Raw genomic sequence first — 15827 nt, 5'->3', positions numbered from 1 at the left:
GGGCCCTCGTCCGTGGGTACGAATGACCCGGACCCGCACCGCACCGCGTCGCACCCCCACCGCACCCCCACCGCACGCCCACCGCAAACCCACCGCACCGAACCGCACTCCACCGCTGTCCATCGCACCGGACCCCAACAGGTCTAAACCAATATTTCGTCGGCCCTTGTCACCGGCCCCCTGGGTCTGATGAGCTGTGGCCTGGGACACAACGGACATGGACACCTTCGAGAGGCAGATGTCGTGAGCAACGAGAGCCTGGCCAACCTGCTCAAGGAAGAGCGCAGGTTCGCGCCGCCCGCGGACCTGGCGGCCGACGCCAACGTCACGGCGGAGGCGTACGAGCAGGCCAAGGCTGACAGGCTCGGCTTCTGGGCCGCGCAGGCCCGTCGGCTGGCCTGGGCCAAGGAGCCGACGGAGACGCTGGACTGGTCGAACCCGCCGTTCGCCAAGTGGTTCAAGGACGGCGAGCTCAACGTCGCCTACAACTGCGTCGACCGGCATGTGGAGGCCGGGCACGGGGACCGGGTCGCCATCCACTTCGAGGGCGAGCCCGGCGACAGCCGCGCCATCACCTACGCCGAGCTCAAGGACGAGGTGTCGAAGGCGGCGGGCGCCCTGGAGGAGCTGGGAGTTCGGAAGGGCGACCGGGTCGCCGTCTACATGCCGATGATCCCGGAGACGGCGATCGCGATGCTGGCCTGCGCCCGGATCGGCGCCGCGCACTCCGTCGTCTTCGGCGGTTTCTCGGCGGACGCGCTGGCCACCCGTATCCGGGACGCGGACGCCAAGGTCGTCATCACGTCCGACGGCGGTTACCGGCGCGGCAAGCCGTCCGCGCTGAAGCCGGCGGTCGACGACGCGGTCGCGCGCGTGGACAACGTCGAGCATGTGCTGGTGGTCCGCCGTACCGGCCAGGAGGTCGCCTGGGACGACAGCCGGGACGTCTGGTGGCACGAGATCGTCGAGCGGCAGTCGGCCGAGCACACGCCCGAGGCGTTCGAGGCCGAGCACCCGCTGTTCATCCTCTACACCTCCGGCACCACCGGTAAGCCGAAGGGCATCCTGCACACCTCCGGCGGCTACCTCACGCAGGCCGCGTACACGCACCACGCCGTCTTCGACCTCAAGCCGGAGACCGACGTGTACTGGTGCACGGCCGACGTCGGCTGGGTCACCGGGCACTCGTACATCGTGTACGGGCCGCTGGCCAACGGCGCGACGCAGGTCATGTACGAGGGCACGCCCGACACCCCGCACCAGGGCCGCTTCTGGGAGATCGTGCAGAAGTACGGGGTGACGATCCTGTACACGGCGCCGACCGCCATCCGTACGTTCATGAAGTGGGGCGACGACATCCCCGCGAAGTTCGACCTCTCCTCCCTGCGCGTGCTCGGATCGGTCGGTGAACCCATCAACCCCGAGGCCTGGATCTGGTACCGCAAGCACATCGGCGCCGACCGGACCCCCATCGTCGACACCTGGTGGCAGACCGAGACGGGCGCGATGATGATCTCGCCGCTGCCCGGCGTCACCGAGACCAAGCCCGGTTCCGCGCAGACGCCGCTGCCCGGCATCTCCGCGACGGTCGTCGACGACGAGGCGAACGAGGTGCCGAACGGCGGGGGCGGCTACCTGGTCCTCACCGAGCCGTGGCCGTCGATGCTGCGCACAATCTGGGGCGACGACCAGCGGTTCCTCGACACGTACTGGTCGCGCTTCCCGGGCAAGTACTTCGCCGGGGACGGCGCGAAGAAGGACGACGACGGGGACATCTGGCTCCTCGGGCGCGTCGACGACGTGATGCTCGTGTCGGGCCACAACATCTCCACCACCGAGGTCGAGTCGGCGCTCGTGTCGCACCCGTCCGTAGCCGAGGCGGCCGTGGTGGGCGCCGCCGACGAGACGACCGGGCAGGCCATCGTCGCCTTCGTCATCCTGCGCGGCACGGCGAACGCGGACGACGAGAACCTCGTCGCCGATCTGCGCAACCACGTCGGCGCCACGCTCGGGCCGATCGCCAAGCCGAAGCGGGTCCTGCCGGTCGCGGAACTGCCGAAGACCCGCTCCGGCAAGATCATGCGCCGGCTGCTGCGGGACGTCGCGGAGAACCGTCAGCTCGGCGACGTCACCACCCTGACCGACTCCACGGTCATGGACCTCATCCAGACGAAGCTCCCGGCGGCGCCGAGCGAGGACTGAGTACGCCGGTAAAAGGCACCCGGCGGCAAGCGCGCCGGGTGCCCTTTTCGCACCTAACGTAGGGATCGCCGGATTCCTCCCCGCGCACTTTCGGTAGACTAACTTTAGATAGGCTAAACAAAAAGGGGCGCCGGGAAGTCTGGTCGGCATGTGCTCAGTCCTGCCCACCGACCGGAGGTCCCCACCGTGTCCGCGCCCCGCCCCCCGGCCCCCGCCTCGGCCCCCGCTCCGCAGCACCCCCGCAAGGTCCTGGGGCGGCTGTCCCTGCCCGAGCGGAACTTCGTCGCGGAAGCGCTGCGCACCGAGACCGTCGGCGGTGTGCTGCTGCTCGTGGCCGCCGTCGCCGCGCTGGTCTGGGCGAACGTCCCTGCGCTGCACGGCAGTTATGAGAGTGTCAGCCACTTCCACCTGGGGCCCGCAGCCCTCGGCCTGAACCTCTCGATCGCGCACTGGGCGGCCGACGGCCTCCTCGCGGTCTTCTTCTTCGTCGCCGGCATCGAGCTCAAGCGCGAGCTGGTGGCCGGTGACCTCAAGGACCCGAGGGCCGCCGCGCTGCCGGTGGTGGCGGCGCTGTGCGGGATGGCCGTACCGGCGCTCGTGTACACGCTCACCAACCTCACCGGCGGCGGCTCCCTGGCCGGTTGGGCCGTGCCCACGGCCACCGACATCGCGTTCGCGCTCGCCGTGCTCGCCGTCATCGGCACGTCCCTGCCGAGCGCGCTGCGCGCCTTCCTGCTCACCCTCGCCGTCGTCGACGACATGCTCGCGATCCTGATCATCGCGGTCTTCTTCACCAGCAGCATCGACTTCGTGGCGCTGGGCGGCGCGGTCGTCGGACTCGTCGTCTTCTGGCTGCTGCTGCGCAAGGGCGTGCGCGGTTGGTACGTGTACGTGCCGCTGGCGCTCGTGATCTGGGCGCTGATGTACAACAGCGGCGTCCACGCCACGATCGCCGGTGTCGCGATGGGCCTGATGCTGCGCTGCACGACGCGCGAGGGCGAGGAGCGCTCGCCGGGCGAGCGGATCGAGCACCTCGTCCGGCCGCTCTCCGCCGGTCTGGCGGTGCCGCTGTTCGCCCTGTTCAGCGCCGGTGTGACGCTCTCGGGCGGGGCGCTCGGGGACGTGTTCGCCCGGCCGGAGACGCTGGGCGTCGTGCTCGGTCTCGTCGTCGGCAAGACGATCGGCATCTTCGGCGGGACCTGGCTGACCGTCCGCTTCACCCGGGCCTCGCTCAGCGAGGACCTCGCCTGGGCGGACGTCTTCGCCGTCGCGTCCCTCGCCGGCATCGGCTTCACCGTCTCGCTGCTGATCGGGGAACTCGCCTTCGACGGCGACGCCGCCCTCACCGACGAGGTCAAGGCCGCCGTCCTGCTGGGCTCGCTGATCGCGGCGACCCTGGCGACCGTCCTGCTGAAGCTGCGCAACGCCCGGTACCGCCGGATGTGGGAGGCCGAGGAGCGCGACGACGACCTCGACGGCGTCCCGGACGTCTACGAGCAGGACGACCCGGCGTACCACCTGCGCATGGCGGAGATCCTCGACCGCAAGGCCGCCGAGCACCGCCGGATCGCCGAGGAGATCGCCCGGCAGACCGCCCAGGACGAGACCGGCCCGCGCCACGGGCTTGCCGAAGTGCCGGGCGGGGCGGGCGAGAAGGGCGACCGTCCGGCATGATCTGACGGGACGGTACAAAAGAAGCCAGAAGCAGCACAGCAGCCGGAAACACACGGCGGCACGTACGGCAACGGCGACACAGACAGCAGCAGGAGAGGGAGAACGCGATGAGCGCACCCGACGGCAGCCCGGTCGGCGCCGAACGCAGCATCGGCCAGCTGTTCGCCTCGGCGACGACCGAATTGTCGGCGCTGGTGCACGACGAGATCGCGCTGGCGAAGGCGCAGCTGAAGCAGGACGTCAAGCGGGGCCTGCTGAGCGGCGGGGCGTTCTCGGTGGCCGGCGCGGTCCTGGTGTTCTCCCTGCCGATGCTGAACTTCGCGCTGGCGTACGGCATCCGGACCTGGAGCCACTGGAACCTCGCGATCTGCTTCCTGCTGTCGTTCGCGGCGAACGTGCTCCTCGCGCTCGTCCTCGTGCTGATCGGCGTGGTCTTCGCGAAGAAGGCCAAGAAGAGCCAGGGCCCGCAGAAGGTCGCCGCGTCCGTGAAGGAGACGGCGGGCGTCCTGCAGAACGCCAAGCCGCACCCGCGGCCCGAGCTCCCGCAGGATCGGGTCCCGGAGGCCCTCGAGGCTGTGGGACGCTCGTCGTCATGACGGACCCCGCGATTCCTCCGGCCCAGCCCGCTTCGGTCGTACGGCCGGACGCCGTCTGCGGTGTGCGGGTCACCCACCGCGAGGTCGCCGCGAACGGCGCGCGGTTCCACATCGCCGAGATGGGCGACGGCCCGCTCGTCATGCTCGTCCACGGGTTCCCGCAGTTCTGGTGGACCTGGCGGCACCAGTTGGTCGCGCTGGCCGACGCGGGCTTCCGGGCCGTCGCGATGGACCTGCGGGGCGTGGGCGGCAGCGACCGTACGCCCCGCGGCTACGACCCGGCCAACCTCGCCCTCGACATCACCGGCGTGATCCGCTCCCTCGGCGAGCCGGACGCCGCGCTGGTCGGCCATGACCTGGGCGGCTATCTGGCGTGGACGGCGGCCGTGATGCGCCCCAAGCTCGTGCGGCGGCTCGTCGTCGCCTCGATGCCGCATCCGCGGCGCTGGCGCTCGGCGATGCTCGCCGACGTCCGGCAGACGACGGCGAGTTCCCACATCTGGGGGTTCCAGCGGCCGTGGATCCCCGAGCGGCAGCTCACCGCCGACGACGGCGAACTGGTGGGCCGGCTGATCCGGGACTGGTCCGGGCCGCTGCTGCCGGAGGACGAGGCGGTGGAGACGTACCGGCGCGCGATGTGCATCCCGTCCACCGCGCACTGCGCCGTGGAGCCGTACCGCTGGCTGGTGCGCTCGATGGCCCGTCCGGACGGCATCCAGTTCTACCGGCGCATGAAGCGGCCCGTGCGCGTGCCCACGCTGCACTTGCACGGCTCGCTCGATCCGGTGCTGCGCACCCGCAGCGCGGCCGGGTCCGGCGAGTACGTCGAAGCGCCGTACCGCTGGCGGCTGTTCGACGGCCTCGGCCACTTCCCGCACGAAGAGGATCCGGTCGCTTTCTCCACCGAACTGGTCAATTGGCTGAAGGATCCCGAACCCGATCGGTGACAGAATCATCGCGTCCGGTGTCCGGATCTGAACACCGGTACTACGAACAGCCAAATGCCCGACGCATAGGCCAATTGGCGGGCCGGAGGGCGGTTATCGACCTTCGGGCAGGGGCAGACGTCGGGGTATGGGCTGGACGCACGACTACAGTGACGCACCGCGCAACCGACGCTCGGCCAGTGGCCTGAGCCCGCACCAACGAGGTGCCGACCCGCAACTGCCGGATTCCGACCTCCGGGTGGGCATTCCGCGCATCCTGCGACGCCGGGCCCGCTGGGTCTCGGTCCGCTTGCGTCACCCGCGAGGCTGACGCCCGCACACATACAAGGCTGACGCCCTGAGTCCCCCTAGGGGGCCAGGGCCCGTCCTGTCCGAGGTTCCCAGGTCGTCCTAGAGGGCGCAGCTGTCGCTGTCCACCTGCTGGCCTGCCGTACGCCCCGCGGTGATGTCCTGCTGGATCTCGTCCGCGGTGAGGGCGTAGCCGGTGTCGGCGTCGTCGAGGGACTTCGCGAAGACCACGCCGTACACCTTGCCGTCGGTGGTGAGCAGCGGGCCTCCGGAGTTGCCCTGACGGACGGTCGCGTACAGCGAGTACACGTCACGGCGGACGGTCGTGCGGTGGTAGATGTCCGGGCCGTTGGCGGTGATGCGGCCGCGTACGCGCGCGGGACGGACGTCGTACGCCCCGTTCTCCGGGAACCCGGCGACGATCGCGTCGTCGCCGCTCTTCGCGTCGTCGGTGGTGAACTGCAGGGCGGGCGCGTCGAGATCCGGTACGTCCAGGACCGCGATGTCGCGCTTCCAGTCGTACAGGACGACCGTGGCGTCGTACTTGCGGCCCTCGCCGCCTATCTGGACGGTGGGTTCGTCGACGCCGCCCACGACGTGCGCGTTGGTCATGACGCGGCGCTCGCCGAAGACGAAGCCGGTGCCCTCCAGGACCTTGCCACAACTCTCGGCGGTGCCCATGACCTTGACGATGGAGCGCTGTGCGCGCTTGGCCACCACGCTGCCCGCGAGGGCCGGGTCGGGCGGCTGGACGTCGGTGATCGGCTCGTTGGAGAACGGGCTGAAGACCTGCGGGAAGCCGTTCTGCGCGAGGACGGAGGAGAAGTCGGCGAACCAGGTGTCGGCCTGGTCGGGCAGCGCCTCGGACACCCCGTGCAGCACCGTGGAGCTACGGACCTCCTTGCCGAGGGTCGGCAGGGTGGTGCCGGCGAGCGCGGACCCGATCAGCCACGCCACCAGCAGCATCGCCACGACGTTGACCAGCGCGCCGCCCGTCGCGTCCAGCGCGCGGGCCGGGGACCAGGTGATGTACCGGCGCAGCTTGTTGCCGAGGTGCGTGGTGAGGGCCTGGCCGATCGAGGCGCAGACGATCACGACGATGACCGCGACGACGGCGGCCGTGGTACTCACCTCGGAGTTCTCGGTCAGGGCGTCCCAGATCACGGGCAGCAGGTAGACGGCGACGAGACCGCCGCCCAGGAAGCCGATCACCGACAGGATGCCGACGACGAAGCCCTGGCGGTAGCCGACGACCGCGAACCAGACGGCCGCGACCAGCAACAAGATGTCCAGCACATTCACGAACGACACCCTGTCATGACCGCCAGTCGAGCGGGACCTGCTTCTCGCGGTCCCAGGGGTGCTCCCAGCCCGCGAAGTGCAGCAGGCGGTCGATGACGCCGGCCGTGAACCCCCACACAAGGGCGGATTCGACCAGGAATGCCGGGCCTCGGTAGCCGCTGGGGTGCAGGGCCGTGGCCCGGTTGTCCGGATTTGTGAGATCCGCCACGGGGACCGTGAAGACGCGGGCCGTCTCGCCGGGATCGACGACGCCCACCGGGCTCGGCTCGCGCCACCAGCCCAGGACGGGGGTGACGACGAAGCCGCTGACCGGGATGTACAGCTTGGGCAGGACGCCGAAGAGCTGGACGCCGGTCGGATCGAGGCCGGTCTCCTCCTCGGCCTCGCGCAGCGCGGCCCGCAGCGGCCCGTCACCGTGCGGGTCGCCGTCCGCCGGGTCGAGGGCGCCGCCCGGGAAGGAGGGCTGGCCCGCGTGGGAGCGCAGGGAGCTGGCGCGTTCCATGAGCAGCAGCTCGGGGCCGTGCTCGCCGGCGCCGAACAGGATCAGGACGGCCGACTGGCGGCCCGTGCCGTTCTCCGGGGGCAGGAAGTTGCTGAGCTGGCGCGGCTGGACCGTCCCCGCCGCGTGCGCCACCGGGTCCAGCCAGGCGGGCAGGCCCTCCTTGCTGAGCGTCACCGGACCGCCCTGGACATCGCCGTGCGTACCGCCCTGGGTATGGCCCTGCCTGTCGCTCTGGGTATTGCTCGCGCGCGTCATCGCCCCACCGCCCCCCGTTCTGCCAAGTCCAACGCCCGAGCACCGACAGATCGTTCCGGGGTTCGTTCTGTGGTTCGTTCCGGGGATCGCTCTGTGGGTCGTTGCGTGGGCCGGCCTGTCGCCGTCGGCCCTTCCGTCATCCGGCCCCCAGCGGCGGGGCCGGCCTGCCGCCCGCGTCCAGGTAGGACTGGGGCGGGTTCAGGCGCTGGCCCGGGAAGCCGCCCTTCTCGTACTTCAGGAGCTTCTTCGCCTTCTCCGGGTCCGTCTCGCCCTCGCCGTACGCCGGGCAGAGCGGGGCGATGGGGCAGGCGCCGCAGGCGGGCTTGCGGGCGTGGCAGATGCGGCGGCCGTGGAAGATCACGTGGTGCGAGAGCATCGTCCACTCGCTCTTGGGGAAGAGCGCGCCGATCGCGGCCTCGATCCTGTCGGGCTCGGTCGCCTCGGTCCACCGCCAGCGCCGTACGAGCCGCTGGAAGTGCGTGTCCACGGTGATCCCTGGCCGGCCGAACGCGTTCCCCAACACCACGAAGGCCGTCTTGCGGCCGACGCCGGGCAGCTTGACCAGGTCCTCGAGCCGTCCGGGGACCTCGCCGCCGAACTGCTCCACCAGCGCCTTGGAGAGGCCTATCACCGACCTCGTCTTGGCCCGGAAGAAGCCCGTGGGGCGGAGGATCTCCTCGACCTCCTCCGGGTTGGCGGCGGCCAGGTCCTCGGGGGTGGGGTACTTGGCGAAGAGGCCGGGGGTCGTCTGGTTCACCCGGAGGTCGGTGGTCTGGGCGGACAGGACCGTGGCGACCACCAGTTGGAAGGGGTTCACGAAGTCCAGCTCGGGGTGGGCGTAGGGGTAGACCTCGGCGAGCTCACGGTTGATGCGACGGGCGCGGCGGACGAGGGCGGTGCGGGACTCGGTCTTGCCGGCCGCTGTCGCCTTCTCGGCCGCAGTCTTATCGGTCGCCGTCTTCTTGGCCGCAGCCTTGTTGGCCGCAGTCTTGTTGACGGCGGCCGTCTTCCCGGCGCCGGCTGCCTTCCCCGCCTCGGCCGCTTTCTTCGCAGGCATCTCTTTTGTCACCTTTGCCGTTTTCCTACCACCACCGGAGTCCTGTTCGCCCACAGCGGAAACGTGACGTACAACCACCCGCCCAGCCCCCTAGGCCTGTGCTCTCACCGGCGATTTGGACACCCGGCCAGCCTAAAGCCCGACACTGACATCCGCCCCGGACCCTGAAGATCAGCCCCCAATTGGACCCCTGCCGCTTACCTCAGGACACGTGTGCGGCATCCTTGTGACAGATCACACTGTTTGGACCGTCCGGCAAAATGGGGAACACGGTCCCCTGGTAAGCGGGGGAGCAAGATCCCCTGAGCAGGTCGACAAGGAGAGAACTCGTGGACGACGTCCTGCGGCGCAACCCGCTCTTCGCGGCACTCGACGACGAGCAGGCCGCAGAACTGCGCGCCTCCATGAGCGAGGTGACCCTGGCCCGTGGCGACTCCCTGTTCCACGAGGGCGACCCGGGCGACCGGCTCTACGTCGTCACCGAGGGCAAGGTCAAGCTCCACCGCACGTCCCCGGACGGCCGGGAGAACATGCTGGCCGTGGTGGGTCCCAGCGAGCTGATCGGCGAGCTGTCGCTCTTCGACCCGGGCCCGCGTACGGCGACGGCGACCGCCCTCACCGAGGTCAAGCTCCTCGGCCTCGGCCACGGCGACCTCCAGCCCTGGCTGAACGCCCGCCCCGAGGTGGCCACCGCGCTGCTGCGCGCCGTCGCCCGGCGCCTGCGCAAGACCAACGACGCCATGTCCGACCTGGTCTTCTCGGACGTCCCGGGACGCGTGGCCCGCGCCCTGCTGGACCTGTCGCGCCGCTTCGGCGTGCAGTCCGAGGAGGGCATCCACGTCGTCCACGACCTGACGCAGGAGGAGCTGGCCCAGCTCGTCGGCGCGTCGCGCGAGACCGTGAACAAGGCGCTGGCGGACTTCGCCCAGCGCGGGTGGCTCCGCCTGGAGGCGCGGGCGGTCATCCTGCTGGACGTGGAGCGACTGGCCAAGCGGTCGCGCTAGCCGCTGTGTGAGCGGTGAGGGGTGGGGTCGGTCGGTGTGACCGTCACTGGGGGCTGCCGCCCCCAGGCCCCCGCTTCGGCCCTTAAAGGGCCACGTCCTCAGACGCCGGACTGGCTGGATGCCGACCGAAACTGTTCGCCACCGGGGTCTCGACCCGCAGGGCCACATCGTCCGCGAAGGCTCCCTCGCGCGCGTGCCGCACGCGTTCCGGCCCGTCGTCGTGGCGGCTCGGGAGCGGATCCCGGAGGCCTTCGGCGCCCGGCTCCACAGCGCGTACCTCTACGGGTCGATCCCGCGCGGCACCGCGCGCGTGGGCCGCAGCGACCTGGACCTCCTGGTCGTCCTGCGCGCGGAGCCGACCGACGCGGACCGATCCGACGGCCGGGCGCTCGACGAAGCCCTCGACGAGGAGTTCCCGCAGATCGACGGCGGTGGGACGCTTCTCGTCAGCCACGCGCGCGTCCTGAGCGAGCTGGAGCGGCACGATCTGGGGTGGTTCGTGGCCTGCCTGTGCACGCCCCTGCTCGGGGAGGACCTCGCCGAGCACCTCCCCCGCTACCGTCCCGACTCGCTGCTCGCGCGCGAGACCAACGGGGACCTCGCCCTGTTCCTGCCGCGCTGGCGCGAGCGGATCGCGGCGGCGGGCGACTCGGACGACGCCCGGCGGCCGCTCATCCGGTTCATGTCCCGGCACCTCGTACGCACCGCGTTCACCCTCGTCATGCCCCGCTGGAACGGCTGGACGAGCGACCTGCACGAGATGGCAGAGGCGTTCGGCGCGTACTACCCGCAACGCGCGGAGCAGCTTCGTGCGGCGGCCGTCCTCGGGTACGAGCCGACCGGCGACCGCGCGGTCCTCACGTCCTACGTCGACGATCTCGGCCCCTGGCTCGCGCAGGAGTACGCGCGCGTGCACGGCGTGAAGGCCCCCAGGCCCGAGGACGCCTAGATGAGCCCGTGCTCCGTCAGGTACTCCAGTTGGGCCCGTACCGACAGTTCCGCCGCCGGCCACAGGGAGCGGTCGACGTCGGCGTAGACGTGGGCGACGACCTCGGTGGGGGTACGCAAGCCGCCCTCGACGGCCGTCTCGACCTGGGCGAGGCGGTGGGCGCGGTGGGCGAGGTAGAACTCGACGGCGCCCTGGGCGTCCTCCAGGACGGGTCCGTGGCCCGGGAGGACCGTGTGGACGCCGTCGTCGACCGTGAGGGACCTCAGCCGCCGCAGGGAGTCCAGATAGTCGCCCAGGCGGCCGTCCGGATGCGCGACGACGGTCGTGCCGCGTCCCAGGATCGTGTCGCCGGTCAGGACGGCCCGGTCGGCCGGGAGGTGGAAGCAGAGCGAGTCGGCGGTGTGGCCGGGCGTCACGACGACCCGCAGCTCCAGGCCGCCCACGGTGATCACGTCCCCGGCGCCCAGGCCCTCCTCGCCCAGCCGCAGCGCCGGGTCCAGGGCCCGCACCTTCGTGCCGGTCAGCGCGGCGAAGCGGGCGGCGCCCTCGGCGTGGTCGGGGTGGCCGTGGGTCAGCAGGGTCAGGGCAACGCGTTTGCCGGCCTGCTCGGCGGTGTCGACGACCGCGCGGAGATGGCCGTCGTCCAGCGGGCCGGGGTCGATCACGACCGCCAGCTCGGAGTCGGGCTCGGAGACGATCCACGTGTTCGTGCCGTCCAGGGTCATCGCGGAGGCGTTCGGCGCGAGGACGTTGACCGCGCGCGCGGTGGCCCGGCCGGAGAGGACCCCGCCTCGCGGCTGACCCGGGAGGGCGGCTGCGTCGGTCATGCGGATCCCCCGCCCGTCGTCCCGATCGGGATGTGCTTGGTGAACTCGTCGTGTCCCGGCCAGGACAGGACGACCCCGTCGTCCTCCAGGCGGGCCTGCGCGAGGACGGGGGCCAGGTCGAGGCCGGGGGCCGCGGCGAGCGCCTCGGCGGCCGTGGCGTACGGGGCGAGCCTGCGCAGGGTCGCGATGGTGGGCGGCATCATCAGCAGCTCGCCCTTGTCGTACGAGGCCGCCGCGTCCGACGGGCGGATCCACACCGTGCGGTCGGCCTCCGTGGAGGCGTTGCGGGTGCGCTGGCCCGTGGGGAGCGCGGCCACGAAGAACCAGGTGTCGTAGCGGCGGGGCTCGAACTCCGGGGTGATCCAGCGCGTCCAGGCGCCGAGGAGGTCGGAGCGCAGGACCAGGCCGCGGCGGTCGAGGAACTCGGCGAAGGACACGTCGCGGGCGGCCACCGCGGCCCGGTCGGCCTCCCAGTCGGCGCCCGTGGTGTCGCCGACGACGGAGTCGGGCGTCGGCCCGGCGAGCAGGACGCCGGCCTCCTCGTAGGTCTCGCGCACGGCCGCGCAGACGATCGCCTGGGCCGCCGTCTCGTCGACGCCGAGCCGCTTCGCCCACCACGCGCGCGTGGGGCCCGCCCAGCGGACGTGAAGGTCGTCGTCGCGGGGGTCGACGCCGCCGCCGGGATAGGCGTACGCGCCTCCGGCGAAGGCCATGGAGGCGCGTCTGCGCAGCATGTGGACGACGGGTCCGCCGTCGTCGGTGTCCTTCAGGAGCATGACGGTGGCCGCGCGCTTGGGGACGACCGGAACGAGGGTGCCGTCCGTGAGCGCGCGGATGCGTTCCGGCCAGTCCTGGGGAAACCACTGCCCATTCGCCATGGGCGCGAGGCTATCCCGTGGTGCGCGAATGTTCGAGGGGTCCCCGCAGGTCCCCGAGGTCAGAGCACACTTACGGGACGCCTGTGGACGGCTACGGGACGAGCTCGACCTGGATCTCGACCTCCACGGGCGCGTCCAGCGGCAGTACCGCGACGCCCACCGCACTGCGCGCGTGCACGCCCTTCTCGCCCAGCACCTCGCCCAGCAGCTCGCTCGCGCCGTTGAGGACGGCGGGCTGGCCGGTGAAGTCCGAGGCCGACGCCACGAAGCCGACGACCTTCACCACGCGCGCGATGCGGTCCAGGTCGCCGACGACCGACTTGACGGCGGCCAGGGCGTTCAGCGCGCAGGTACGGGCCAGCTCCTTGGCCTCCTCGGGGGTGACCTCGGCGCCGACCTTGCCGGTGACCGGCAGCTTGCCCTCCACCATGGGCAACTGGCCGGCCGTGTACACGTACGGGCCGGACTGCACGGCGGGCTGGTACGCCGCGAGGGGCGGCACGACCGCCGGCAGGGTCAGCCCCAACTCGGCGAGCCTCGCCTCGACCGCGCTCACGCCTTCGCCCGCTTCAGGTAGGCGACGAGCTGCTCCGGGTTGTTCGGGCCGGGCACGACCTGGACGAGTTCCCAGCCGTCCTCGCCCCAGGTGTCCAGAATCTGCTTCGTGGCGTGGACGAGCAGCGGCACAGTTGCGTATTCCCACTTGGTCATGGGGCCGACTGTATCCGCTGTTGCCCGAGGCCCGGTTTCCCAGGCCATGTGGCCGATAGACGACCCCCGGTCGCCCCGTTGTCCACAGCCTCCCGGTTGCCTCGGGCGCCGACTGGTTACGCTCGAAGACGTGAGCAGGCTCCAGGTCGTCAGCGGCAAGGGCGGGACCGGTAAGACGACGGTCGCCGCCTCCCTCGCGCTCGCCCTCGCCACGGCGGGGAAGCGGACGCTTCTCGTCGAGGTGGAGGGCAGGCAGGGCATCGCGCAGCTCTTCGAGACGGAGGCGTTGCCTTATGAGGAACGGAAGATCGCCGTCGCCCCCGGGGGCGGTGAGGTGTACGCACTGGCCATCGATCCCGAACTGGCCCTTCTGGACTACCTCCAGATGTTCTACAAGCTGGGAGGCGCCGGACGGGCCCTGAAGAAGCTCGGCGCCATCGACTTCGCCACCACCGTCGCCCCCGGTCTGAGGGACGTGCTCCTCACCGGCAAGGCGTGCGAGGCGGTCCGGCGCAAGGACCGCAGCGGACGGTTCGTGTACGACTACGTCGTCATGGACGCCCCGCCCACGGGCCGCGTCACCCGCTTCCTGAACGTCAACGACGAGGTCGCCGGGCTGGCCAGGATCGGCCCGATACACAATCAGGCGCAGGCGGTGATGCGGGTGCTGAAGTCGGCGGAGACGGCCGTGCACCTGGTGACGCTGCTCGAGGAGATGCCGGTCCAGGAGACCGCCGACGGCATCTCCGAGCTGCGGGCGGCGAAGCTGCCGGTGGGACGGGTCATCGTCAACATGGTGCGGCCCGAGATCCTCGACGAGGACGGGCTGGAACTCGTCCGGACCGTGACGCGTTCTTCTGTTGCCCGGTCGCTGTCCGCCGCCGGGCTCGGCGGGGCGCGGCGCGGCGGGCACGCGGAGCGGCTGGTGGATCCGCTCCTGAAGCAGGCCGGGGAGTACGCGGAGCGGTATGCGCTGGAGCACGAGCAGCGCGCGGTCCTGGGCGAGCTGGACCTGCCGTTGCACGAACTGCCGTTGCTCGCCGAGGGCATGGACCTCGCGGGCCTGTACCAGCTCGCCACCGAACTGCGGAAGCAGGGGATCGAATGAGTCCGGACCAGGCTCACGACAAGGGCCACACGGCCCACGACAAGGACCAGGGCAAGACCCAGGACCAGGACAAGCCCCCGAGCAAGACCCAGGGCAGGACGCAAGGCAGGACCCGCGACAAGGGAGGCACCCGTCACCGCCTCTCCCCCGCGCCCGTGCTGGACCTCGATCCGCTGCTCGACGACCCGACGACCCGCATCGTGGTCTGCTGCGGCTCGGGCGGGGTCGGCAAGACGACCACGGCGGCGGCGCTGGGGCTCAGGGCGGCCGAGCGCGGCCGCAAGGTGGTGGTCCTCACCATCGACCCGGCGCGCCGGCTCGCGCAGTCCATGGGCATCGACTCGCTCGACAACACCCCGCGCCGCGTCAAGGGCGTCGAGGGGGAAGGTGAGTTGCACGCGATGATGCTCGACATGAAGCGCACTTTCGACGAGATCGTCGAGGCGCACTCGGACCCCGACCGGGCCTCCGCGATCCTGGGCAACCCGTTCTACCAGTCGCTCTCGGCGGGCTTCGCGGGCACGCAGGAGTACATGGCGATGGAGAAGCTGGGTCAACTGCGCGCGCGGGACGCGTGGGACCTGATCGTCGTCGACACCCCGCCCTCGCGCTCGGCGCTGGACTTCCTGGACGCGCCGAAGCGGCTCGGGTCGTTCCTGGACGGCAAGCTGATCCGCGTCCTGCTCGCGCCCGCCAAGGTCGGCGGCCGCGCGGGGATGAAGTTCCTGAACGTCGGCATGTCGATGATGACCGGCGCCCTCGGCAAGCTGCTCGGCGGGCAACTGCTGAAGGACGTGCAGACGTTCGTGGCGGCAATGGACTCGATGTTCGGCGGCTTCCGCACGCGCGCGGACGCCACGTACAAGCTGCTCCAGGCGCCCGGCACGGCGTTCCTGGTGGTGGCGGCTCCCGAGCGGGACGCGCTGCGGGAGGCCGCGTACTTCGTGGAGCGCCTGGCCGCCGAGGACATGCCGCTGGCCGGTCTGGTGCTCAACCGCGTCCACGGCAGCGGCGCCGCCCACCTGTCCGCCGAGCGGGCGCTCGCCGCCGCGGAAGACCTCGACGCCGAGCACGCCGAACAGGCCGAACAGGCCGAACGCACCGAGCACATCGAACATGGCGACAATGCCGAAAATCTTGAAGAGCCCGGCATTGTCGATCAGGACGGTGGGAAAGCTGGACTTCGTAACTCTCCCGACACGTACGGCAGTTCAGAATCTCCAGTAACCGATCCGGCATCTCCGGCACAGGCACCCGACACCGGCACAGATGCCGACCGGGCCGTGGACGACCTCACCGCAAGCCTGTTGAGGCTGCACGCGGAACGCATGCACCTGCTCTCGCGCGAGCAGCGCACGCGTGACCGCTTCACCTCGCTCCACCCCGAGGTGGCGGTCGCCGAAGTGGCCGCACTGCCCGGCGATGTGCACGACCTGACGGGGCTGCGGGACATCGGAAACCGGCTCGCGGACAACCGGCCGGAGCTACCCGAGCCGCCCGAGTCTCCCGACGCCTGAGCCGAAACTG

At 71.0% G+C, this 15827-nt stretch carries 16 protein-coding genes; 9 read left to right on the top strand and 7 right to left on the bottom strand.

From position 1 onward, the window contains the following. Positions 1–243 precede the first annotated feature (243 nt). The 5 genes from acs to OG352_RS24270 all read left to right on the top strand — a co-directional run bounded on the left by acs (position 244) and on the right by OG352_RS24270 (position 5729). Positions 244–2202: an acetate--CoA ligase gene (acs, locus tag OG352_RS24290; protein ID WP_329219751.1), complete on the top strand. Its 1959-nt coding sequence runs from the start codon at positions 244–246 to the stop codon at positions 2200–2202. Between the two features lie 186 nt (positions 2203–2388). Further along, positions 2389–3876 carry a Na+/H+ antiporter NhaA gene (nhaA, locus tag OG352_RS24285; protein WP_329219749.1) on the top strand — a complete coding sequence of 496 codons (1488 nt, stop codon included), beginning with the start codon at positions 2389–2391 and terminating at the stop codon, positions 3874–3876. 107 nt (positions 3877–3983) lie between these two features. Next, entirely contained in the window at positions 3984–4472 is a 489-nt protein-coding gene (locus tag OG352_RS24280) for a phage holin family protein (RefSeq protein WP_329219747.1), read from the top strand. Beyond that, positions 4469–5419 (top strand): alpha/beta fold hydrolase, encoded by a 951-nt coding sequence (locus OG352_RS24275; RefSeq protein WP_329219746.1) that lies wholly within the window; start codon positions 4469–4471, stop codon positions 5417–5419. The genes OG352_RS24280 and OG352_RS24275 overlap by 4 nt, the downstream gene beginning before the upstream one ends. 127 nt (positions 5420–5546) lie before the next feature. Next, positions 5547–5729 (top strand): hypothetical protein, encoded by a 183-nt coding sequence (locus OG352_RS24270; RefSeq protein ID WP_093774212.1) that lies wholly within the window; start codon positions 5547–5549, stop codon positions 5727–5729. 80 nt (positions 5730–5809) lie between these two features. Here OG352_RS24270 and OG352_RS24265 read toward each other — a convergent pair whose 3' ends face one another. The 3 genes from OG352_RS24265 to nth form a co-directional block, all read right to left on the bottom strand. Further along, on the bottom strand, positions 5810–7009 hold the full coding sequence (locus OG352_RS24265) for a MarP family serine protease (RefSeq protein WP_329219744.1): 1200 nt from the start codon (positions 7007–7009) through the stop codon (positions 5810–5812). A gap of 13 nt (positions 7010–7022) precedes the next feature. Further along, on the bottom strand, positions 7023–7766 hold the full coding sequence (locus tag OG352_RS24260) for an NUDIX hydrolase (protein WP_443072325.1): 744 nt from the start codon (positions 7764–7766) through the stop codon (positions 7023–7025). Positions 7767–7902: 136 nt separating this feature from the next. Beyond that, positions 7903–8823, bottom strand: coding sequence for an endonuclease III (gene nth, locus OG352_RS24255; protein WP_329219743.1), 921 nt, complete (start codon positions 8821–8823; stop codon positions 7903–7905). Positions 8824–9152: 329 nt separating this feature from the next. Here nth and OG352_RS24250 point away from each other — a divergent pair, with 329 nt between their 5' ends. Beyond that, positions 9153–9827 carry a Crp/Fnr family transcriptional regulator gene (locus tag OG352_RS24250; protein ID WP_020129286.1) on the top strand — a complete coding sequence of 225 codons (675 nt, stop codon included), beginning with the start codon at positions 9153–9155 and terminating at the stop codon, positions 9825–9827. 118 nt (positions 9828–9945) lie between these two features. Beyond that, positions 9946–10776: a nucleotidyltransferase domain-containing protein gene (locus tag OG352_RS24245; protein ID WP_329219741.1), complete on the top strand. Its 831-nt coding sequence runs from the start codon at positions 9946–9948 to the stop codon at positions 10774–10776. On the opposite strand, the gene OG352_RS24240 is transcribed toward OG352_RS24245, so the two are convergent. The 4 genes from OG352_RS24240 to OG352_RS24225 all read right to left on the bottom strand — a co-directional run bounded on the left by OG352_RS24240 (position 10773) and on the right by OG352_RS24225 (position 13192). Continuing rightward, entirely contained in the window at positions 10773–11603 is an 831-nt protein-coding gene (locus OG352_RS24240; RefSeq protein ID WP_329219740.1) for an MBL fold metallo-hydrolase, read from the bottom strand. The two genes, OG352_RS24245 and OG352_RS24240, sit on opposite strands and share 4 nt — an antisense overlap. Next, entirely contained in the window at positions 11600–12481 is an 882-nt protein-coding gene (locus OG352_RS24235) for an NUDIX hydrolase (protein WP_329219738.1), read from the bottom strand. The genes OG352_RS24240 and OG352_RS24235 overlap by 4 nt, the downstream gene beginning before the upstream one ends. A 91-nt stretch (positions 12482–12572) precedes the next feature. Then, positions 12573–13037, bottom strand: coding sequence for a RidA family protein (locus OG352_RS24230; RefSeq protein WP_329219737.1), 465 nt, complete (start codon positions 13035–13037; stop codon positions 12573–12575). Then, the gene (locus tag OG352_RS24225) at positions 13034–13192 is read right to left on the bottom strand and encodes a DUF4177 domain-containing protein (protein WP_020129281.1); all 159 of its coding nucleotides are present in this window, start codon (positions 13190–13192) and stop codon (positions 13034–13036) included. The genes OG352_RS24230 and OG352_RS24225 overlap by 4 nt, the downstream gene beginning before the upstream one ends. A 130-nt stretch (positions 13193–13322) precedes the next feature. Between OG352_RS24225 and OG352_RS24220 the strand changes: the two genes are divergently transcribed. Then, on the top strand, positions 13323–14300 hold the full coding sequence (locus OG352_RS24220; protein WP_329219736.1) for an ArsA family ATPase: 978 nt from the start codon (positions 13323–13325) through the stop codon (positions 14298–14300). Beyond that, positions 14297–15817 carry an ArsA family ATPase gene (locus OG352_RS24215; protein WP_329219735.1) on the top strand — a complete coding sequence of 507 codons (1521 nt, stop codon included), beginning with the start codon at positions 14297–14299 and terminating at the stop codon, positions 15815–15817. The genes OG352_RS24220 and OG352_RS24215 overlap by 4 nt, the downstream gene beginning before the upstream one ends. The last annotated feature ends 10 nt before the right edge of the window (positions 15818–15827 follow it).

The organism is Streptomyces sp. NBC_01485 (assembly GCF_036227125.1).
GTDB lineage: Bacteria > Actinomycetota > Actinomycetes > Streptomycetales > Streptomycetaceae > Streptomyces.
Note: the sequence above shows the minus strand (reverse complement) of the source record. Positions and strands in the feature narration are given on the sequence as shown.